20 protein-coding genes and 3 pseudogenes are annotated in these 19,645 nt (G+C 69.3%); 7 read left to right on the forward strand and 16 right to left on the reverse strand.

The features are described from left to right. Nucleotides 1-7: 7 nt before the first annotated feature. The 5 genes from ADL01_RS40085 to ADL01_RS40105 form a co-directional block, all read right to left on the reverse strand. Nucleotides 8-2,074 (reverse strand): HelD family protein, encoded by a 2,067-nt coding sequence (locus tag ADL01_RS40085; protein WP_053747028.1) that lies wholly within the window; start codon nucleotides 2,072-2,074, stop codon nucleotides 8-10. A 40-nt stretch (nucleotides 2,075-2,114) separates the two neighbouring features. Next, nucleotides 2,115-2,756 carry a TetR family transcriptional regulator gene (locus ADL01_RS40090; RefSeq protein WP_053747029.1) on the reverse strand — a complete coding sequence of 214 codons (642 nt, stop codon included), beginning with the start codon at nucleotides 2,754-2,756 and terminating at the stop codon, nucleotides 2,115-2,117. 84 nt (nucleotides 2,757-2,840) lie between these two features. Further along, a complete protein-coding gene (locus tag ADL01_RS40095; RefSeq protein WP_053747030.1) occupies nucleotides 2,841-5,036 on the reverse strand; it encodes an aminoglycoside phosphotransferase family protein in 2,196 nt (731 codons plus the stop codon). A 362-nt stretch (nucleotides 5,037-5,398) separates the two neighbouring features. Continuing rightward, nucleotides 5,399-6,157 (reverse strand): HAD family hydrolase, encoded by a 759-nt coding sequence (locus tag ADL01_RS40100; protein ID WP_234354967.1) that lies wholly within the window; start codon nucleotides 6,155-6,157, stop codon nucleotides 5,399-5,401. Further along, on the reverse strand, nucleotides 6,157-7,035 hold the full coding sequence (locus tag ADL01_RS40105) for a GntR family transcriptional regulator (RefSeq protein WP_053747031.1): 879 nt from the start codon (nucleotides 7,033-7,035) through the stop codon (nucleotides 6,157-6,159). The genes ADL01_RS40100 and ADL01_RS40105 overlap by 1 nt, the downstream gene beginning before the upstream one ends. A gap of 130 nt (nucleotides 7,036-7,165) precedes the next feature. Here ADL01_RS40105 and ADL01_RS40110 point away from each other — a divergent pair, with 130 nt between their 5' ends. Continuing rightward, entirely contained in the window at nucleotides 7,166-7,354 is a 189-nt protein-coding gene (locus ADL01_RS40110) for a hypothetical protein (RefSeq protein ID WP_053747032.1), read from the forward strand. A gap of 5 nt (nucleotides 7,355-7,359) precedes the next feature. On the opposite strand, the gene ADL01_RS40115 is transcribed toward ADL01_RS40110, so the two are convergent. From ADL01_RS40115 to ADL01_RS40125, 3 genes are all read right to left on the reverse strand, one after another. Beyond that, nucleotides 7,360-8,244, reverse strand: coding sequence for a winged helix-turn-helix domain-containing protein (locus ADL01_RS40115; protein ID WP_078961059.1), 885 nt, complete (start codon nucleotides 8,242-8,244; stop codon nucleotides 7,360-7,362). Nucleotides 8,245-8,444: 200 nt separating this feature from the next. Further along, the gene (locus ADL01_RS40120) at nucleotides 8,445-9,719 is read right to left on the reverse strand and encodes a GNAT family N-acetyltransferase (RefSeq protein WP_053747034.1); all 1,275 of its coding nucleotides are present in this window, start codon (nucleotides 9,717-9,719) and stop codon (nucleotides 8,445-8,447) included. Nucleotides 9,720-9,934: 215 nt separating this feature from the next. Next, entirely contained in the window at nucleotides 9,935-10,564 is a 630-nt protein-coding gene (locus ADL01_RS40125) for a hypothetical protein (RefSeq protein ID WP_053747035.1), read from the reverse strand. Between the two features lie 148 nt (nucleotides 10,565-10,712). On the opposite strand from ADL01_RS40125, the gene dtd reads away from it, so the two are divergent. Beyond that, nucleotides 10,713-11,138, forward strand: a complete 426-nt coding sequence (dtd, locus tag ADL01_RS40130) for a D-aminoacyl-tRNA deacylase (RefSeq protein ID WP_053747036.1) — start codon at nucleotides 10,713-10,715, stop codon at nucleotides 11,136-11,138. Between the two features lie 31 nt (nucleotides 11,139-11,169). On the opposite strand, the gene ADL01_RS40135 is transcribed toward dtd, so the two are convergent. The 4 genes from ADL01_RS40135 to ADL01_RS44380 all read right to left on the reverse strand — a co-directional run bounded on the left by ADL01_RS40135 (nucleotide 11,170) and on the right by ADL01_RS44380 (nucleotide 13,739). Continuing rightward, nucleotides 11,170-12,135: a YgfZ/GcvT domain-containing protein gene (locus ADL01_RS40135; protein ID WP_053747037.1), complete on the reverse strand. Its 966-nt coding sequence runs from the start codon at nucleotides 12,133-12,135 to the stop codon at nucleotides 11,170-11,172. Between the two features lie 22 nt (nucleotides 12,136-12,157). Continuing rightward, entirely contained in the window at nucleotides 12,158-12,610 is a 453-nt protein-coding gene (locus tag ADL01_RS40140; protein ID WP_053747038.1) for a Fur family transcriptional regulator, read from the reverse strand. Between the two features lie 16 nt (nucleotides 12,611-12,626). Then, nucleotides 12,627-13,202 (reverse strand): FABP family protein, encoded by a 576-nt coding sequence (locus ADL01_RS40145; protein ID WP_053747039.1) that lies wholly within the window; start codon nucleotides 13,200-13,202, stop codon nucleotides 12,627-12,629. Between the two features lie 330 nt (nucleotides 13,203-13,532). Then, nucleotides 13,533-13,739 carry a hypothetical protein gene (locus tag ADL01_RS44380; protein WP_324614657.1) on the reverse strand — a complete coding sequence of 69 codons (207 nt, stop codon included), beginning with the start codon at nucleotides 13,737-13,739 and terminating at the stop codon, nucleotides 13,533-13,535. 219 nt (nucleotides 13,740-13,958) lie between these two features. On the opposite strand from ADL01_RS44380, the gene ADL01_RS40150 reads away from it, so the two are divergent. The 3 genes from ADL01_RS40150 (at nucleotide 13,959) to ADL01_RS40160 (ending at nucleotide 15,626) form a co-directional block, all read left to right on the forward strand. Then, nucleotides 13,959-14,321 (forward strand): DsrE family protein, encoded by a 363-nt coding sequence (locus ADL01_RS40150; protein ID WP_053747058.1) that lies wholly within the window; start codon nucleotides 13,959-13,961, stop codon nucleotides 14,319-14,321. 246 nt (nucleotides 14,322-14,567) lie between these two features. Continuing rightward, the gene (locus ADL01_RS40155) at nucleotides 14,568-14,828 is read left to right on the forward strand and encodes a hypothetical protein (protein ID WP_159049763.1); all 261 of its coding nucleotides are present in this window, start codon (nucleotides 14,568-14,570) and stop codon (nucleotides 14,826-14,828) included. Nucleotides 14,829-15,029: 201 nt separating this feature from the next. Beyond that, on the forward strand, nucleotides 15,030-15,626 hold the full coding sequence (locus tag ADL01_RS40160; RefSeq protein ID WP_420719791.1) for a hypothetical protein: 597 nt from the start codon (nucleotides 15,030-15,032) through the stop codon (nucleotides 15,624-15,626). Between the two features lie 28 nt (nucleotides 15,627-15,654). Here ADL01_RS40160 and ADL01_RS47990 read toward each other — a convergent pair. Further along, nucleotides 15,655-15,844 (reverse strand): annotated as a pseudogene (locus tag ADL01_RS47990) (IS701 family transposase); the annotation flags it as partial. A 39-nt stretch (nucleotides 15,845-15,883) separates the two neighbouring features. Between ADL01_RS47990 and ADL01_RS40165 the strand changes: the two are divergent. Next, nucleotides 15,884-16,389, forward strand: a pseudogene (locus ADL01_RS40165) (DJ-1/PfpI family protein); the annotation flags it as partial. A gap of 291 nt (nucleotides 16,390-16,680) precedes the next feature. On the opposite strand, the pseudogene ADL01_RS47090 reads toward ADL01_RS40165, so the two are convergent. Next, nucleotides 16,681-16,866, reverse strand: a pseudogene (locus ADL01_RS47090) (aspartate aminotransferase family protein); the annotation flags it as partial. An 848-nt stretch (nucleotides 16,867-17,714) separates the two neighbouring features. Between ADL01_RS47090 and ADL01_RS40175 the strand changes: the two are divergent. Then, nucleotides 17,715-18,299 (forward strand): ATP-binding cassette domain-containing protein, encoded by a 585-nt coding sequence (locus ADL01_RS40175; protein ID WP_267889971.1) that lies wholly within the window; start codon nucleotides 17,715-17,717, stop codon nucleotides 18,297-18,299. A gap of 6 nt (nucleotides 18,300-18,305) precedes the next feature. Here the strand turns inward: ADL01_RS40175 and ADL01_RS40180 are convergent, their stop codons facing one another. After that, on the reverse strand, nucleotides 18,306-18,668 hold the full coding sequence (locus ADL01_RS40180; protein WP_053747044.1) for a DUF397 domain-containing protein: 363 nt from the start codon (nucleotides 18,666-18,668) through the stop codon (nucleotides 18,306-18,308). Continuing rightward, a complete protein-coding gene (locus tag ADL01_RS40185) occupies nucleotides 18,650-19,492 on the reverse strand; it encodes a helix-turn-helix domain-containing protein (RefSeq protein WP_053747045.1) in 843 nt (280 codons plus the stop codon). The genes ADL01_RS40180 and ADL01_RS40185 overlap by 19 nt, the downstream gene beginning before the upstream one ends. Nucleotides 19,493-19,645 lie beyond the last annotated feature (153 nt).

The following is a 19,645-nucleotide window of genomic DNA, read 5'->3' on the forward strand; positions in this document are numbered from 1 at the left end:
CCCCCCGTCAGAACGGCAACCCCCGCCCATGCACGACCTCGAGTCGTGACACCGCCCGTGTCAGCACCACGTACAGCCGGTGCAGGCCTCGCCCGGTCGCCCCCTCCGCCTCCACGATCGCCGTCGGCTCCACCACGACCACGTGGTCCCACTCCAGCCCCTTCACCGCCGTCGCCGGCAGTACCGCGACCCGCCCTCCGCTCACCGTCACTCCCGCAGCATCCAGCACCTCACGCACCCCGGCCACCTCGGCGTCCGCCGCCACGACCCCCACCGACCCCTCCCCGGCGAGCGCCCGGCGCACCGCGGCCACCACCTCCCCGGCGATGTCGGTCGCCTCCACGACCCTCAACTCCCCGTCGCCGCGCAGGGATCGGGCCGGTGGCACCGGTACGTCCAGGCGGGCCAGCAGCCGGTTGGCGAAGGCGACGACCGTCTTCGGCACCCGGAACCCGACGGTCAGCGGAATCACCGTGGCGTCGGGTTTGCCCAGGTGGGCGAGCAGGGGCCCCCACTCCCGTGCCGCCCACGGTGTGGTGCCCTGGGCCAGGTCGCCCAGGACCGTCACCGAGCCGTAGGGCACCCGGCGCGCGATGGCCCGGCACTCCATCGGGGAGAGGTCCTGGGCCTCGTCGATCACGACATGGCCGTATCCCTCGGGGTGCTCGATCAGCCCGGCGACCTCGTCGAGGAGGACCAGATCGGCGGCCGACCAGCGCGCCGACTTCCACGAGCGTGGCGGACGCGCCCAGCACACCGCCCGCTGCTCGTCCGCCGTCAGCAGCCCCTCGGCCGCCCGCCCCAACGCCCCGGCGTCTCCCAGGAGTTCGGCCAGCACCTCCTCCGGACGCACCCGGGGCCACACCGCCTCGACGTACGCCCCGACCGGCCGCGCCCGCTCGATCCGCCGTACCCAGGCGTTCGGTTGCGGCCCCGCCCGCCGTTCCGCCTCCCGTTGGACGCGGTTCACGACGCGCGTCCGTACGCGCTCGCGGCCCACGGCGTACGGCGGTTCCTCGGCCCGTACGCCGGCCACGATCCGCGCCAGCTCCGGCGCGGAGATCCGCCAGCGGTACGAATCGTCCGGCACCTCAAGGGGGCCGAGGGAGTTGGCGTGCTCTGCCGTCGCCACGCGGGCGTACAGCGCCCGGCGCAGCACCTCGGCCATCCGCGCGTCGTGCTTGACGAGGGCGGCCCGTTCGTCGTCCTCCGCGCGCACCGGATGGGCCGCGATCTCGTCCGTGACCGTCGACTGCCGGACGCCCGTCTCGCCGAGGGCGGGCAGGACCTCCGAGATGTACGAGAGGAACGTGCGGTTGGGGCCGAGGATCAACAGGCCGCCGCGCTGGACGCGCCCGGGGTGGGTGTAGAGGAGGTACGCCGCCCGGTGCAGCCCTACGGCTGTCTTGCCGGTGCCCGGGGCTCCCTGCACGCACACGGAGACGCCGAGGCCGGCCCGTACGAGGTCGTCCTGTTCGGGCTGGATCGTCGCCGCGATGTCCCGCATGGGCCCGACCCGGGGGCGCGCGATCTCCCGGGCGACCAGGCCGTCCGCGCCGCCTGCCAACTCCCCTTCCCCCGCGCCTGCTTCCCCCGTCTCCTCGTCCAGGTGCTCGTCCTCCAGGCCGGTCAGGTCGGCGGAGTCGCCGGTGCTGCCGGGCGCCCAGCCGAACCGGCGTCGTACGGCCACGCCCTGCGGGTCGCGGGCGCTCGCCTGATAGAAGGCCCGGGAGACGGGGGCGCGCCAGTCCACGACGAGGGGCGGGCGGGTCGGGTGCTCGCTGATCCGCAGGCGCCCGATGTGATAGCTGGCGCCGCGGTGCTCGCCGCCCCGGTCACCGGCGTCGAAGTCCAGCCGGCCGAAGAACAGGGGCCCCTCGGGCAGCTCACCCAGCGCCTTCGCCTTGCTGCGGAGCTGGTACCCGAGCACTTCCGCGTCGGCGCCGGAGGCGGAGACGTCCTCGCCGGTGACGACGTGTTCCCGGGCGCCGTCGATCATCGCGGCGAGGGCGGCGCGGCAGATGTCGTGATGGGCGCGTTCGCGGTGGAGGGAATCACGGAGCGGTGACGTCATCCGGCCAGCCTACCCAGATAACGTAACCGAGTTAAATATTTTACCCGGTCGCGTTGCCCACATCGCGCGACCGCAGCCACGGCAGCCCCGCCTCCAACTGCCCGAACGCCTCCTCCGCCGCCGCGACCGCGTCCTCCCGCACCGCCTCCACCGCCTCCCCGGCCGCGATCCGCCGCCAGTTCTCCTGGGCGAGGATCCGCTGGACGGCGATGATCTGGCCCGCCGCGAGCCGGGCCGCGAGGGTGTCACCGAGGGCGACGGCGAGGACCGCCTCCGAGCGCTGCTGGTACTCGTACGCCCGCGCGACCAGCGACGGGGTGCCGTAGAGGAGACGGTGGAAGGCGAGCACCCCGGGGGCCGCGTTGAGACCGGTGACCGGGTCCTCGCGGCTCAGCCCGTCGAGGAAGTGCCGGCGCAGCGCGTCCACCGGGGACACCCCCGCACCAGCCGCACGTACCACCCGCGCCGCCTCGTCCTCGTGGTCCGCGAAGCGGTGCAGGACCAGGTCCTCCTTGGCCGGGAAGTACCGGAACAGCGTCGGCTTGGAGATCCCGGCCGCCGCGGCGATCTCCGCGACGGAGACCGCGTCGAAGCCCTTCTCGAGGAAAAGGGTGATCGCGATGTCGGACACGTGTTGGTACGTCTGCTGCTTCTTGCGCTCGCGCAGTCCGGTTCCTGCCATGGGAGCGAGGGTACGCACTCGCCGGGCCCGCACGGACCCGGCCACCGCGCACGGCCCGCCCGGCCGCCGACTGTCGCCCGACGGCTACCTCAACGCGAGCGCCAGATACGGGTTCTCGGTGGAGCGGGCGGGCAGGCCCAGCGCGGCCGTGGCCGAAGCCAGCGTCATCGCGTACGAGTCGACCGCCCGGCGGACGTTGGGGGCGTCCAGGCCGGCGCCGGTGACCAGCCGGTCCAGGTCGATGTAGGCGGACCGGACGACCTCGATGTTCCGGTACACGCGCCAGTCCTGCCGCCAGTTGTCGGTGTAGCGCGGGGACAGCAGGCTCTCCCACCGCCGGAACATACGGTCCCGGATCTCCGACCGGGTCGGTGTGAGGTGCATGTGCCGCACCAGGTCGTAGAGCGGGTCGCCGACGACCGCCATCTCCCAGTCGATGATGGTCAGCACCAGGGGGTCGTCGCGCCGGACGAGGTTCCACGGGTTCAGGTCACCGTGCAGCAGCGCCGGAGCGCGTTCGTGCACCACGTGCCGGCCCAGGATCTGCCGCAGCCGGTCGGCGTCGGGCAGCCCGAGAACCCTGGCCAGCTGCTGCGACTCTCTGGGCAACTCCTTTACCAGGATGACGAGTTGCTCGCTCAGCCAGCCATAGAAGTCGCCCTCGCCTGCCGCCGGGTCGAGTGCGGTGTAGTCCACGTCCGTCAGCGCGCGGAGTTGGTCGACGAGCGCGTCCGCCTCGTGCGGCAACAGGCCGTTCACCGGATGGCTCGGCGGTTGGTCGATGTCCCGTCGGCCCGCGTACGTGTGGACGGCGAAGCGTTCGTTGCGGTAGCCGCTGCCCAGGGCGAGGACCCTCGGCGCCGCCACCGCGACGGACGACTCGTCGATGGCCTGGAGCACCGCGTGCTCGCTGAGAAAGCTGGGCTCACGCCGACAGGCCTTCGGCACATGGCGCCGGACCACCACCGGAAAGTCGACGCCCCCGAGCCAGACCACCGAGTTCAGGTGCGCGGTCCCCTTGAAGACGCGGTTCGCCGGTGCCGCGCCCTCCGCGAGCAGGGCCCGGTGCACATCGGCGCGGGAGAACTCGGGGTGTTCCAGGACCCGTTCGTCCGGCGTCCAGCGGATGTCGACCGCCCCCCAGCCTCGGCCGCGCCTCTTCCCGTCCTCCCGGGACGCCTGCCAGCGGAAGAGGATCCGTTCGATCTCGTCCGCGCCCGGTACGTTACGGAGCCCGAGCGGCGGCGCCGCCGCCACCAGGGCCCCGCGCACCGTCGCCGTCGCCTCGTCCAGGCTCTTCTGGTCGAACGTGTCCTCCAGGGACTGCGCGGCCCGCATGACGTCCGGGAAGACGGACTGCGCCCGCTCGAAGTCGACGTAGTGGCGCAGATCCTTGGCCAGGCCCCTGACGGCGGCGGGGCGGACCCGCTCCATCGCCTCCGCCCAGGCGTCGATCACGTCGTTCCACTGGTGGTCGGGGTACTGCATCCGCACGAGATGCGTCGCCAGGTCGTGCAGGGGGTCGCCGTAGGTCGCCAGTTCCCAGTCGACGCAGACGAGGGGTGGGTCGCCGTCGTAGGAAACGATCAGGTTGTCCCGGTGCAGGTCCGCGTGGAGCAGGCTGTAGGGCCGCCGTGTCATGGCCGGGACCCGTTCGGCCCACCGGGTGAGGGCGTCCTCCGGAATGCCGAGTGCCTTGAACAGGCCACCGAACACGGGCCAGTTGCGTCGGCGGATCTGGCGGTCGGCCAGCTGGGTGAGCGCCCGCAGAAAGCCCTGACTGTCCGTGTGGTTGCGGGGCCAGACCTCGGGCAGGGGCGGCAGCGCCCTTCGGCGCACCTGGGTCATCTGGGCCAGCAGGTCGACCAGCGCCTTCATGAGGAGGGTGTCGACGGGCTTGCCGTTTCCGCAGACGCTGGAGAGCGGTACGCCTTCCACATAGCTGTGGATGGTGAACCCGTCGCCCTTCAGCAGGCACTCCGGCACATGCGGCAGAACGCCGTGCACGGCGTCGAGGATGCGCGACTCGTCCCGCCAGGTACGGATCACCACGGGAAGCGCGGTCTCCCGCCGGATCCGGACAGTGACCGGCGTCCCGGCCGCCAGGCCCACCTTCCGCGCCAGGTCCCGCGTCAACGGCAGGACGTAGTTCTGGTTGTGGTGACCGTTGCTCGCCTCGCCCCGCAGCTCGGCGCGTGCCACGAACGCCTCGACGATGTCCGGCGAACCGCCGCCGACGCGTTCCCCTGCCGTGGAACGGGAAACAAGGGGTGCGCCCACTGGCTGCTCCGGGACTCGCGCGACGATGGATGGCGCGGCAAAAACGCTGGTGACAGGTCTGACGCCGCACGACCGGAGGGGCAACGGAGCGGACACGACGGGTGGTCTGCCACTCTGCTGGGTCAGGTCGCCGAGGTTGGCCTGTTCGCCATCCATACGCATGCGCACGAGCTGTTGCTCATACGGTGCGGGCATGATACTAACCGCCCCGGGCTACTCCGACAGGAGGTTCCAGACCGAGTCGAACCAGTTCTGCATGCTCTCGACGAAGGTGGAACCCGGCGAGTTGGGGTCGCCGTCCTGTACGTGGTGCGTCAGCGTGGCGCCCAGGCCCAGGACGTCGAGGGCCCCCTGCTGATGACTCAGGCCTGACCGCGCAGCAGCCTCAGTACGGGCTCCAGTGAGCCCACGACCACTTCGGCGCCCGCGTCCCGCAGCAGCTTCTCCTTGTGTTCGTTGCGCGCGTAGCCGAGGAACGGAACACCCGCCTCCCGCGCGGCGAGGTGGTCCGACGGGGTGTCGCCGATCATGAGCGCGGACGACGGCGCCGCCCCCATCGCGTTCAGGGCCTGGTTGAGACAGTGCGGGTGGGGCTTGAGACGGCTCAGCTCCCGCGTGCGGCCGTAGATGTGCGGGGCGAAGCACGAGGCCAGACCACGGCTCGCCAGATACTGGCGGACCACCAGCGGGGAGTTGTTCGTGGCGACCGCGAGCCGGGAGCCCACCGCCGTCCAGGTGCGGATCAGCGGGTCGGCGTACGGGGTGGGCATCGCCCGTTCCGTCGCCCGGAGTTCCTCCTGGGTGAGACGTCTCTCCAGCTCGTCCACCAGGTCGCTCCCCGGATGCCGGCGGTCGACGGCGCGCAGCACCACATGCGGATCCAGGGATTCGCGTTCCTCCTCCGTCAACAGACCGTGCAGGCCTTGGCCTTCGAGCCACTCGACGAGGTCGATCGCCACGCGTTGCGCCGAGTGGCCCGCGAACAGGGCGCAGATGGGTCCGTCGAAGTCCCAGAGCACGACGCGGGCGCGGGCGACCGCTTCCCGCAGGTCGTCGGTCACGGAGTCGTCCTCGGTCGCCAGTTCGGTCTGTGTCGTGTCAGAGGTCGTGTCAGAGGTCACTAGGAGAGTGTCAGGTCCGTCGTGATGGTTTCCCAGAGGGCGTCGAACCACTTCTGGGATTGCTCGACGAACGCCGTGTCCCGCTCACCCGCGCCCTTGGCGAACGGGAACAGCAGCGACTCGGCCCCCAGGGTGTCGTACATGTCGAGCGTCCCGCTCTCCAGCAGCTCCTCACGGCGGGCGATCATGTAGTACGCGATCAGCGCTTCCGTCTCGTTGAGCAGGTACAGCTTCACCGGCGGGGTGAACGGCAGCGCCCTGAACGTCACCCGCACGTCGATGCCGTGGGACGAGCGCAGGGACAGCAGGTTGTGCCGCAGTACGTGGCCCTGGGCGTTGCGCTGGGTCAGCCAGCGCTGGTGGACCGGGTCGGCCTCGCTGCGGCCCTCGACGGGGACCGGGAACGCCAGCGTGATGTCCCGGGACGGCAGCAGGATGCGTACGTCGATCGACTTGGGGCGGATGCGGCCCTCGTGGATCAGCCGCACCGGTTCCCCGACGGCCACCATCAGGGTCTCCGCGGTGAGACACGCCGCGTCGACCCGGACGTGCGGGACCGAGAACGCCTCCGTCAGACGCGGCGCCAGCCCCACCATCGTCGGCTGGGGCGCCTCCCGGGGCGGGGCCATCTCGGCGACCCGCGGCGGGCTGCCCTTGCTGACGTTCGCCAGCAGCCCCTCGGCGTGCAGGATGCGCAGCGCCTCCCGTACGGCACCCCGCTCGACGCCGAACTCCTCGGCCAGCTCGGCCTGAGTGGGCAGCCGGTCGCCGGGCCGCAGGTCGCCGTTGCGGATGCGGTCACGCAGGGCGGTGGCGATCTCCTGGGGCGACTGTCTTCTGCTGCCGTTCACTGCCACGTTCTCCTGGGTCACGACCAAACGCTACAACTCCGATCCATCTTTGTGGAGTTGTTTCAAAGTTGTTTATAGATAGCCGCCAAGTGGGGACAACCCATGCAGAGTTGGTTGCCAACTCGTCAAAGTTGGCACGCTTGAAGGGGGAACCACCATGCCCGCCATCGCCCTCCTCGCCGCCGTCTTCATCAGCGGCTTCCAGCAGTTCGTCAGCTGGCGGTACGGCACCTCCGGCGTCGTCGGACTGCTGCTGCTCACCATAGGCATCAAGGCCAGAAACGCGACCATCAGCTCCATCGGAGCCGTCGTGCTCGCCCTGCTGGTCACGGGACCCACTCTGTGACGACGTCAGTCGGTGAGCAGCAGATCCGAACTGATCGTCTCCCACAGCGCGTTGAACCACAGATGCGACTGCTCCACGAACGTCGTGTCGCCCAGCCCGGCGCCCCGCTCGAACGCGAACAGCATCGACCGGACGCCCTCGGCGTCGTACATCTCCACCTGCTCGTGGTCGATCTCCGCCTCGCGCCTCTTCAGCGTGTAGTACGCGAAGAGCGCCTCCGACTCGTTGAGCAGGTACAGCTTCACCGGTGGCGTGAACGGCAGGGCCCGGAAGGAGACGCGCACGTCGATACCGTGCGTGGAGCGCAGGGCCAGCAGATTGTGCCGCAGCACCCGACCCTGGGCGTTGCGGTGCGCCAGCCAGCGGCGCTGCAGCCGGCCGGTGGCCGAGGCCCCCGCAGGGGAGCCGTCCGCCTGTTCCACCGGTGACGGGAACGCGAGGTCGATGTCACGGCTCGGCAGCAGCACCCGCACGTCGATCCTGGCCGGATCCAGCCGTCCGGCGTGAATCTGCCGCAGCGGCTCCCCGACCGCGAGGGTGAGCGACACGGACGTCAGACACAGGGCGTCGATCGTGACGTGCCGTGCCGCGAAGGCCGCCTCGATACGGGGCGCGAGGGCGACGGTGGTGGGCAGCGGCGCGGCGGCGGGGCCGGCCGGCGCGGGGCCGGGAGCGGGGGCGACCGTCGCCGGGCTGCCCTTGCTGACGTCGGTCAGCAGCCGCTCGGTGTGCAGGGTGCGCAGCGCCTGCCGTACGGCACCCCGCTCGACGCCGAACTCCTCCGCCAACTCGGCCTGGGTGGGCATGCGCTGGCCGGGCCGCAGCTCACCGGACCTGATCCGGGTGCGCAGGGCGTCGGCCACCTCGCGGTGCGACCTCCGGGGCTCCACAACAAAACCCTACAACTACCCGCCATCTTTGTGCAGTTCGGGTGAAGGTGGTTATGAACCACCTTCAAGTGGAGATAAGTACAGTGAAGTTGGTGACCAACTTCAGCAATATGGTCAAATCTTCCAGAGGTTGGCTACGAACTCTTCTCCGGAGGGGAGCCTGGAGCTCGGCAGCCGCCACGACCGGAAAAGAGGTCGGTTCAGAAGATGTCCGGGCACCACGGACGCCTGGACGTACGCAGCAGGGCGTCGGCCGCACGGGCGGCGCCCGCTCGTTCCTCCCGCACCCGGCCCAGCGCCGCCAACCGCACCGCCGACTCGTCACCGAGCCACAGCGCCGCCAACTCCCGTACGTCCAGGGTGAGTTCGGCGGCGTCACGGACACCGGGCGTACAGCAGCCGACGCCCTGCTCGGACACCTCGAGCCGGTAGCGTCCCCCGGTGAAGCCGTCCGCGTCGACGACCTCCAGGACGAGGCCGCGAATGCCGCCGGCCACCCCCGCCCCGTCGTACGGACGTGCCTCCAGAGCGCGTACGACGTCCAGGATCCGCACCCACAGCCAGTCCGCGTGCGTGACGAGCTTCGCCGCCCGCGGGTCCGGCAGGAAGAAGGGGAGCAGGTCGTCCGGGGCGCGCCAGCCGGTCTTGACCTTCGTGATCCAGTCGATCGAGCAGAGGTACTGCCACAGGGCGCGCTCGGCGGCCGGCGTCGCCGTGATCAGCCAGTTCACGTCGGCGGTGTCGTGCGGCTGCTTGGCCTCCCACTTGTCGTCGGCCTCGTACGACACCAGCCCCTCGACCTCACCGTCCGCCGAGCGGTACACGGCGTAGAAGGGCTCGTCCCACGACTCCCCGAACCGCACCAGCCCGGTGTTGACCTGCCACCAGCGCTCGTCACGGCTGACGGCACCCGGCTGCTGTCGCGCGAGCCGGGCGTGCAGGTCGGGTCCCAGCTTCCGTACGTCCTCCGCGTCCACGAGGTCGATACGGCCGCCGTCCGCCGGGCCCGCCCAGCGGGGGTCGAGGCCTGTGCGCGGTACGTCGATCGTCCACACGGAGGTCGAGGTGGCGGGGCCGAAGCCGTACCGGCCGTAGATCGGGTACTCGGCGGCGATCAGTGTGGCGACGACGTCCCCGCGTTCCTTCGCGGCGGCGAGGTCCTGGGCCATCATGCGGGTGAGGATGCCTCGGCGGCGGTGGGTGGGAGAGACCGTGACGTTCGAGATCGCGTCGGCGGGGACGGTGGTGCCTGCGCCGACGCTCAGGTCCTGCGGGAACGAGCGGAACGTCGCGACGCATCGTTCGCCGTCGTAGGCTCCGAGGGTCCGGCCGGGCAGGAACCCGTCGCGGCGCGCCGCGAGCTCCCTGTCGGTGACTTCGGGCGACCTGAGGAACCCGGTGCTCAGGGCGCGGCTCCACTCCCGGAGTCCGTCCTCGGTGACGGTGCGTATGTCGATGTCGGCGCGGGGGGTCATGGGGTCAGGCTAGGGGGGTGGTGGGAGGGGTGTCGCGCGGTTTTCCTCGCCCCCGCCGCCCTTACCCGTCCCGTCCTTCTGGGGCTGCCGCCCCAGACCCCGCTGTCGGCCCTGAAGGGGCCTCGTCCTCGAACGCCGGACGGGCTGAACCACTCAGCCCCTCCGGCGTTCGAGGAGCGGGGGTTCGGGGCAGCGCCCCCGAGGACGGGGCGTTCTCAGATCAGCAGGTCTTCCACCTGGGCCTCGCCCTCTCGGTACCGCCGCGCGATTTCGCCGCTGCAGTCGTCCGCCGTCCGCTGCAACCCCTGTCGCCGCAGCGACACCCGCTGCTCGTACCCCACCAGCCGCCCCATCGCCGCCGTCAGCTCGACGTCCGTACGCGCGTCGAGATCCGACAGCTCGACCTCGGCGAGCATCTCCGCCGCCAGTCGCCCGTACTCCTCGCTGTGCGGCGTCCCCAGCGTCACGTGCCGCGCCGACGACCGCTGTCGCGCCGGGGCGTCCGTCAGGATCTCCGACAGCCGCTCGACGACCGACCCCTCCCCCACCGCGACCACGGACGTGGGCCCGCGCCGCGCCAGCTCCGCCCGCAGGATGTCGATGCGCCCTTGGAGCAGCCGCCGTACGTAACTGAGGTCGGCCTCGTCGCGCTGGGCGTCCCGGCGCAGGACGCGCAGCTCGGACAGGCGCAGCACGGTGAGGTCGTACCCCGGCGGAGCGGCGGCCAGCAGCGAACCGATGGCGTCAGCCGGAACGGCGACCGGAGTGACCGTACTGTCAGTGCCGGTGCGCTGATCGGGCGGCCGGGCGGCCGTATGAGGCCGCCCGGTACTCGGTGTGCTCATGTGCCTCTACCGTCCCCTCGACAGGCGAATGGGAGCATCGTGCCACCCCAAGTGGCCGCTACGTGACCGAGTCCCCCCGAACGGCCCCAGACAGGGGCTTAAAGGATCAAAAAGAATCCCCGCATCGGCGGCACGGCATGATGGGCGTATGCGAGCGGTGGTGCAGAGGGTGGACGGCGCGAGTGTCGTCGTGGACGGTGAGGTGACCGGCGAGATCGTCGGCGAGGGCCTGTGCGTCCTCGTCGGGGTCACGCACGAGGACACGAAGGAGAAGGCGGCCCAACTGGCCCGCAAACTATGGTCGATTCGCATGCTGGCGGACGAGAAGTCGTGCTCCGACATCGAGGCCCCGCTGCTGGTCATCAGCCAGTTCACCCTGTACGGCGACGCCCGCAAGGGCCGCCGCCCGACCTGGAACGCGGCAGCCCCCGGCGACGTCGCCGAGCCGCTCGTGGACGAGGTGGTCGCCCAACTCCGTTCCCTGGGCGCGACGGTGGCGACGGGCCGCTTCGGCGCCCAGATGCGGGTGACCCTGACGAACGACGGACCGTTCACCGTCCTCGTCGAGATGTAGCAGCCACGGGGATCGGGGATGTAGAAGCCGACTACGGCTCGACCACGACCTCCTGTGCCGCCGCCGTCGTGTCGGCGAGCAGCCGCGCGTCCACCGCCACGTTCCGCTTCACCAGCGCGAGCGCGACCGGCCCCAGCTCGTGATGGCGTACGGACGTCGTGATGACCCCGATCTTCCGTCCGTCGGGCCCGTCGTCCGCGAGCCGGAGTTCCGTGCCGGACGGCGGCAGGTGGACCTCGCTGCCGTCGAGGTGAAGGAAGACGAGCCGACGCGGCGGCTTGCCCAGGTTCTGCACCCGGGCGACCGTCTCCTGGCCCCGGTAGCAGCCCTTCTGCAAGTGCACCGCCGTGCCGATCCAGCCCAGCTCGTGCGGGATGGTCCGGTGGTCGGTCTCGAACCCGAGGCGCGGCCGATGCTGCTCGACGCGCAGCGCCTCGTACGCCAGCAGCCCCGCCGCGGGCCCGGCCTTCTCGGCGTACGACTCCAGCTCGGGCCGGGGAAGGAACAGATCGCGCCCGTACGCCGTCTCCCGTACGACGACACCGGCCGGTACGTCGGCGATGGCCCCCGCGGGCAGATGCACGACCGCGAACTCGTCCGTCCGGTCGGCGACTTCGACCCGGTAGAAGAACTTCATCGACTCCAGGTAGGCGATCAGCGCCTCCTGGGTGCCCGGCTCCACATGGGCCCAGGTGGTGGTGCCGTCGTCGACCAGGTACAGCGCGTGTTCGATGTGGCCGTGCGCGGACAGCACGAGCGCCTCGGTGGCCTGGCCCACGGGCAGGTCGCTGACGTGCTGGGTGAGCAGCAGGTGCAGCCAGCTCAGCCGGTCGTCGCCGGTGACGGTGAGTACGCCCCGGTGGGAGAGGTCGACGAAGCCGACGCCCTCGGCGAGGGCGCGCTGTTCGCGGAACAGTTCGCCGTAGTGCGCGGCGACGCCTTCGTCCACCCCCTCGGCGGGGACGGCGCCGGGCAGAAACAGCAGAGGGCTCTTCATGGGGACAAGCCTACGACGACGCCTACGAGTCGGTAGTTGAACCCTTGACGGCTGCTGCTTTCAGTGTGCAGTCCTCGCAGCGCCCGAAGATCGCGAAGTGCTTCATGTCGGTCTCGAACCCGAAGGTCTCGCGCAGCTTGGCGGTGAACTCCGAGGCGACCGCGACATCCGTCTCGATCACGTTGTCGCAGTCGCGGCAGACGAGATGGATGTGGTGGTGGCGGTCGGCGAGGTGGTACGTCGGCGCGCCGTGCCCGAGGTGGGCGTGGCTGACCAGCCCGAGTTCCTCCAGCAGCTCCAGGGTGCGGTAGACCGTGGAGATGTTGACCCCCGACGCCGTCTTGCGTACTTCCACGAGGATGTCGTCGGGGCTCGCGTGTTCAAGGGTGTCCACGGCTTCGAGGACAAGCTGGCGCTGCGGGGTCAGCCGGTAACCGCGCTGCCGCAGATCACTCTTCCAGTCGGTGCTCACCACACCTCAGAGTCTAGGTCTACTTGAAGAAAGCGATCCCGTCGTCCGGCATGTCGTCCGGCAGGGCCTTCGCCCAGCGCTCGACGTCCTCCGGGGTGACGACCTTCTTCAGCTGCGCCGACATGTACGGGCGCAGCTCGACGTCCGGGGTCTGCTTCTCGCCGACCCACATCAGGTCGCTGTGCACGTACCCGTACAGCCGCTTGCCGCCGCTGTACGGCCCCGAGGCCGCCGTGCGCGCCACGGCGTCGGTCACGATGTCGATCTGCGGCTTCTTGGCGGCCAGCTCGCCGTACCAGACCTCGACGACACCGTCCTGGCGGACCATGACGACCTCGACCTTGCGGTCGGCGTCGATGCGCCAGTAGCCGGACTCCGACTCCAGGGGCCTGACCTTGTTGCCCTCGTCGTCCAGCACCCACGAGTGGGAGTGGTACTCCAGGAAGTCGCGTCCGTCATGCGTGAAGGAGACCTCCTGCCCGAAGTTGCACTTCTCGGACCCGGGGAAGTCGTGCACACCCGCGCCTGCCCAGTTTCCGAGCAGGAAGACGAGGGGCACGAGGTCCTTGTGGAGGTCGGACGGGATCTCGATCATGAGCGACGGTTCCTGTGATTCCTGGAGAAGGGGGTCAGCGCTGGCCCTGGTACAGCTTCTTGACCGTCAGACCGGCGAAGGCGAGAACGCCGACGGCGACCAGAACAAGCAGGGCTTCGAAGAATGCCTCAAGCACGGGGTGCTCCTCGGACGAGACGATCGGGTGGGGCGCGCGGGCCCGGTTGTGTACGGGGACCGGGCCCCACTCTAGTCGGGTGGGGCCCGGAGCTCTCGCTCAGGTCGGGACGGACGGGCAGCGGCCCTGGCGGAAGCCGGCGCCCCTAGCCGAGCAGCTGGCAGCTGCCAGCTGCCAGCAGCAGCTTCCGCAGATCACCGTCGGTCCGCGCCCTCCGGCCCCTCTCCCTCGGCCTGCGCGACCGTGGCCTGCGAGAGGGAGGGCAACGGGGTGGGCTCACGATCGGCCTGCACGAGGTATCCGACGCAGGTCCCGGCGACGAGGCCCAGCACGGCGGCGCCGACGACGAGCAGCACTGTGCGCCACCGAGGCCGCCGCCGTACGGGTATGTCAGCCGCCACGTCAAGCACATCAAGTATTTCGGACACATCGAGCACTTCGGGTACTTCCGAATCATCCCCGCCAACGCGCGAAGCGCGGACCTCATGACCCGCGCTCACAGCAGACCCATGGCCAACACCTTGGGTTGCAAGGAAAACGATCACGATACGGACACGTCCGTCCGACGGTCGCCGTCCCAGCCCCGGGCCCGCTCCGGCGCTCTGGCCTACGCTGCTCGCATGGCGAAGAAGCTCGTGATCAAGGTGACCGCGGGGGCCGACGCCCCCGAGCGATGTTCCCAGGCGTTCACGGTGGCGGCGGTGGCCGTGGCCAGCGGGGTCGAGGTGTCCCTGTGGCTGACCGGGGAGTCGGCGTGGTTCGCGCTGCCGGGCCGGGCCGCCGAGTTCGAGCTGCCGCACGCGGCGCCCCTGCCCGACCTGATCGACTCGGTCCTCGCGGCGGGCACGCTCACGCTGTGCACACAGTGCGCGGCCCGGCGGGACATCACCGAGAAGGACGTCATCGAGGGCGTACGGATCGCCGGCGCGCAGGTGTTCGTACAGGAGGCGATGGCGGACGGGGCGCAGGCACTCGTCTACTGAGGCGCCCACTGAAGCCAGGCTCCGTTGACCGCCCGGTCGCAGGGTGACGTACGGCAGTCCCTCAACGGGGAACACCGCCGAAAAGATAACCCGCACGACTCATAACATGCGGATCGAAACGAGGATGGCATTAATTAAGAAACGCTTTCCTCGGCGTTTATAGTGCACCGAAGTCACTCATTTGCCGCGCATCTGGAGGAGAGGGAGCAGCGTTAGCGGGACATGACGAAAACAAGGTCCCACGGCTTGCCCAATCGCCGCGTATGGAAGGATGAACTGCCTGCGAACCGTGAGGTGGAAGTGCGGAAATACGCCTATGAGCATGGTCTCGCACACCCGGCGCTCGAGCCGTCTGGCACCTTCCGCTGGGACGGTGCCCAGGTTGAACTCCAGGCCACCGACTCCCTGCTCCGCGAGTTCCTCACGCTGCTGGAGGCGGCCCAGCAGGAACTCAATCAGCGGTGGAACGACCAGGAAAAGTCCGGCTGGCGCGCGGACCGCGCCTGACGGGGGCAGATTTACGTGAATTACGACTATGCGAATCCCTCCTTTGCGCGACGTGGATTTAATTCCGGCGCATCTTCATATGAATCCTCATATGCGTGGGGTACTGATTGGCGGGGCAGCCCCGTCGATGCCCTTCGCCCAGGGGTTCCCTCGGTACCCCCCGAGCCGGGCTGGGACCCCGTTGAGGAACTCGCCTATCTCTTGCAGGAGGCCGTTCCGGCGGAGCAGGCGGCCATGGTGCCGCCACCTCGCAGCGAGTCTCCATCCGGCGTCAACTTCACCAGCCCGATGGAGGACGAGGAGCAGATCACCGCGCAGCTGCCGCCCTTCCGACGCTCTTCTGCCGGGCATCGGAAGATCGAAGCCCGAAAACTGCGACCCAAGTGGTTACAGACCGGCAGCTTCGTGATCGTCGCATTCGTTGCCGTCATCGTGGCGATGGTCAGCGTCTTCGGCGGCATGGTGGCATACGGGCCCCTGCAGAACATCTCGTCCGGTACGAAAAGCGGGATCATCCCTCAGTGGCCTCTTCTCGTGTACGGCCCCTGGATGGTGGCGTCTCTCTCCATCCTCCGAACTGCCTTGCATCGGCGCCGAGCTTTGCATTCGTGGTTCATCGTTCTGCTGTTTTCCTCCCTCGCCATCATGCTGTGCGTGGCTCAGGCCGACCGGACCTTCACCGGTATCGCCGGAGCCGCCCTACCCGCCCTCGCATCCCTGGCATGCTTCCAGCAGTTCGTTCGACAGATCACATTGACTTTGCCGCCGCGGCAGGTGTCGCCCCGTCACCGTCAGTAGCGCCACACCTGATGCCTCCAGGGCCTTTAACGGTGTGGCCGAGCCCCAGCGCCCGTACGCCCCGGCGTAGTTCGCGCCCGCAGTACACCTCCTCGCCCGCGAACCAGCGGGCCTCGAGGCCGGCGGCGACCGCGTCGGTGACCATGGCGGGGCGCCTGCTGCGGCTTCGTCGCGACGGCGATCTCCTCCGGCACTCCGGCGACCTCGCGGCGTTCCCCCTCTCTTGATAGGTCGTCACAAACGTTCACGCCGCGACCTTGGACCCGCGGGCTCTCACCGCCCTGTCCCGCGTCCGCCCCGGGACCCGTCTGGTGTCCCTCTGCACCGGCGCCTTCCTGCTGGCCGCCGCCGGTCTCCTGGACGGGCGCCGGGCCACCACCCACTGGGCGCTCACGACTACTTCCAGGAGCTGTTTCCCCGGGTCGAGGTCGACGCCGGCGTGCCATTCGTCGACCACGGTGACGTGGTGACCTCCGCGGGGGCGGCGAGCGGTGTCGACGTCTGCCTGCACCTGGTACGCCAGGACCACGGCAGCGAGGTGGCCAACCATGTCGCCCGTTGCTGCGTCGTGCCGCCGTATCGGGACGGCGGGCAGGCGCAGTACATCGAGCGGCCGATGCCGCCGGCGAGCGGAACCGGCACCGGGCCGACCCGCGACTGGGCGCTGCAGCGGCTCGAACTGCCGCTGCCGCTGGACGAGTTGGCCGCGCATGCGGCGATGAGCACCCCCACTTTCGCCCGGCGCTTCCAGGAGGAGACCGGGCATGAGCTGCCCCCTGTCCGCGCGACCTCTTACCCTCAGCATGTGCGGCGCACCACTGGCGGAGCGTGCGGAGTACGTCGATGACGTCCTCGGCGCGGGTGTCGGGGTTGACGAAGGCCATGCGCAGAACCGTCGCGCCCTTCCACTGGTCGGCACGCACAGCGTGGCGCCCGAGGCGGCGGTTCGGGCGGACCAGGAGGCGTAGTCCTGCGGACTCCATCCGGGGCGCTCGAAGAGGAGGACGGACAGCTCGGGGTCGGTCATCAGGCGCAGATGGCCGCTGGTGCGTATGGCCTCGGCCACCAGTCGGCAAGTGGTGAGGGTCTGTTCCACTGCACGCGTGTACCGGTCGGTGCCTTGGACGGCCAGGCTGAACCAGAACGGCAGACCGCGGGCGCGGCGGCTGAGGTGGAGGGCCAGGTCCGTCGGGTTGTGGACGTCGCGGTCGATGGCGTCGAGATAGTGCGCTGACTGACTGTGCGCGGCGCGTGCCGGCGCGGGATCCCGGTAGAGGAGCGCGCAGCAGTCGTAGGGTGCCGAACAGCCTGCTTCATGAAGGCGCGAGGCTGGAACTGTGAATGCCCCGCTTTCCGGAACCTCAGATTCACCTCAGATTCGTGCGAATTTTGATCTTGTTCGCAGCAAACCCTTGACAGGCGTCACTGCTGCACTGATAGAAATTCCTTGAGCCGATTCGACTGGCTCTGAGATGACCGAAAACAAAGGGGGAAAACCGTGGCAAGCAAATGGACGGCTCGAATCGCGGCCGCTCTGGCCGCTCCCGTTGTCGCGATTAGCTTCAGCGGCTCAGCCTGGGCTTCCGACCACGCTGCGAGGCTGAACAATCCGAGCGTCAACTGCCGTGGATCCATCGGCGGACCTCACGAAGTAGCGACTCTCTACTTCGTTGACAGCACCGACACTTTCCGCCTGTGGGACGCGTGCGCTGACGGGCACGGCGTCCGGTCCCAGGTGCAAGGAGCCGACATAATCAATGGCTCCTGGGTCACCATGAGGCCCGGAACCCATTACGTAGCCGGTGACGGCGTCTCCACCCAGTTCAATATCCCGGGCGGCGTACCCCTCGGGTCCGCATTCCGCATGCGGGTGTGCACCGTCGACGGCGCGGGCGACACGACACCTGTTGCATGCTCGGGATGGACGAGCCTGGCCGGCTAAATAAAGAATACTCGCAGTTTGCAGGTGGATAGACCGAAGCTCCGTTGAAGCGATCGGGCAGCTAGTCAATTCGCGAACAACGGAGCTTCGGCTCTCTCTCAGGATTATTCGCGGGTATTCTCCACCCTGTCCGCTCTGTTCACCGCCTGCGTACGGCGTATAGCGGGACGGTGACGTGGGACGGGGTCGATCTCGCCGGGGCGGATCCGCACAGCGTGTGGGCGCGGGTCGGCCTGGTGCCGCAGGACTACACCCGCTGGCCCATGGACCTGCGCGCCAACATCCACCTCGGCCAGCCCCGCACCGAGGACGACGCACTCCTCCTGGACGCCGCCCGCTCGGCCGGCGCGGACAGCGTCATCGCCAGGTCGCCGTACGGACTGGACACCCTGGTCGCCGGCTCGAACTGGAGCGGCACCGACCTGTCCGGCGGGCAGTGGCAACGCATCGCGGTCGCCAGGGCCTTCTACCGCGACGCGACCATGCTGATGCTCGACGAGCCGGCCTCCGCCGTGGAACCGCGCGCCGAACACCTCGTGATCAGCCGGTTCAAGAAGCTCGCCGTCGGCAAGGCCGCGCTCTTCGTGACCCACAACCTGGACAACGCCCGCATCGCCGACCGCGTCATCGTCCTCGACGGCGGCCGTGTCGCCGAGTCGGGCACCTTCGAGGAACTCCTCGACTCCGGCGGCGTCTTGGCCGAGCTGTACAAACTCTCCCGGGGCCGGTGAGCGCCCCTACCGAAGCCCGGCGCCCTTGACCGCCCCGACGAACACCGACCAGGCGCCCGCCTCGACGACGAGGGCGCCACGGTCGGGGTCCTTGCTGTCCCGGACGGGGACGATGGCGGGGAGGTTGTCGGCGAACTCGACGCACTGGCCGCCGTCCGAGTTGCTGTAGCTGCTCTTACGCCAGGCGGCGGCGCAGAGGAAGTCGTCGGAGACCTCGACGCAGTTACCGCCGTCCGAGTTGCTGTAGCTGCTCTTGCGCCAGGCGGCGGCCCTGAGGAAGTCGTCGGAGACCTCGACGCAGTCGCCGCCGCTCGTGTTGCTGTAGCTGCTCTTGCGCCACGTCACACCGCTCAGATTGATGGCTCGCACGGCACTTCCTCCAACATCCGCAATGTGAACGTCCGTGACTCGGCCGGAGACAGCGCCAAGTCACGTACCGCATCATATGCGCGTTGAAGGTCCTCAACCTGGCTTGTTTCTTCGATCAGTTCACCGCGTACGTCGTTCTCGGTATAAGCCACAGTACGTCCGTCCGTCAGTCGCAAGAACTTCACCGCGGTGTTCATCAGACCGTGCAGACCTGCACGGAACGGCACTACTTGAAGGGTGATCCTCGGGCGCTCCGCTGCCGCCACTAGGAACTCCAGTTGCTCCCGCCACGCTCTCGCATCGCGCAGCCCCGTGCGCAGCACCGCCTCGGAGAGGATGGCTCGGAACGGGGGTGCGTCATCCCTCTCCAGCAGCTTCCGTCGCCCCGCGCGCGCCTCGATCTGCTGCTCCAGCTCCTGACTCTTGATCCAGCCCACCGCGAGCGCTTCGCGCACATACCCGTCCGTCTGGAGCAGACCTGGCGGCGCACTCACGGCGTAGTGCCACAGGCTCACCGCCTCGCTCTCCAATGTCATGTACCGGCGGTACTGCTCCTTGAACTGCGTAGGATCCCCAACCGCCAGCTCCCACAAGGCAAGGAGCAACCCAGGCGTCCCATAATGCTGATCCAACGCCTGAGCCACCTCCGGGCTCCCCAGCGTCGCCCCGCTCTCCAGCTTGCCGAACAGGGACGCGTCCCACCCCAGCGCCTCCGCCAGCTGCCGCAGGCTCTCGCCCCGCTCCTGGCGGAGTAACCGGAGTTCCTCCGCGAACCGTCGCCTGGGTTCCTGGCTGCGCCCCGTGATCACCCTTCTCGACGGCATCGCACCGCACTCCTGCCCGTGGAATTTATGGAATTTGCGCCTCCACGCGCCGAACAACCGCTCGTCAGCGGCCTTTTGGCATCGCGGCTGGGCCATGCTCACTCTGCACCCGAATACGCAGAGTAGTACAAACACCGCATTCCGTATAGAAGT

This window comes from Streptomyces sp. NRRL WC-3618 (assembly GCF_001280005.1).
GTDB lineage: Bacteria > Actinomycetota > Actinomycetes > Streptomycetales > Streptomycetaceae > Streptomyces.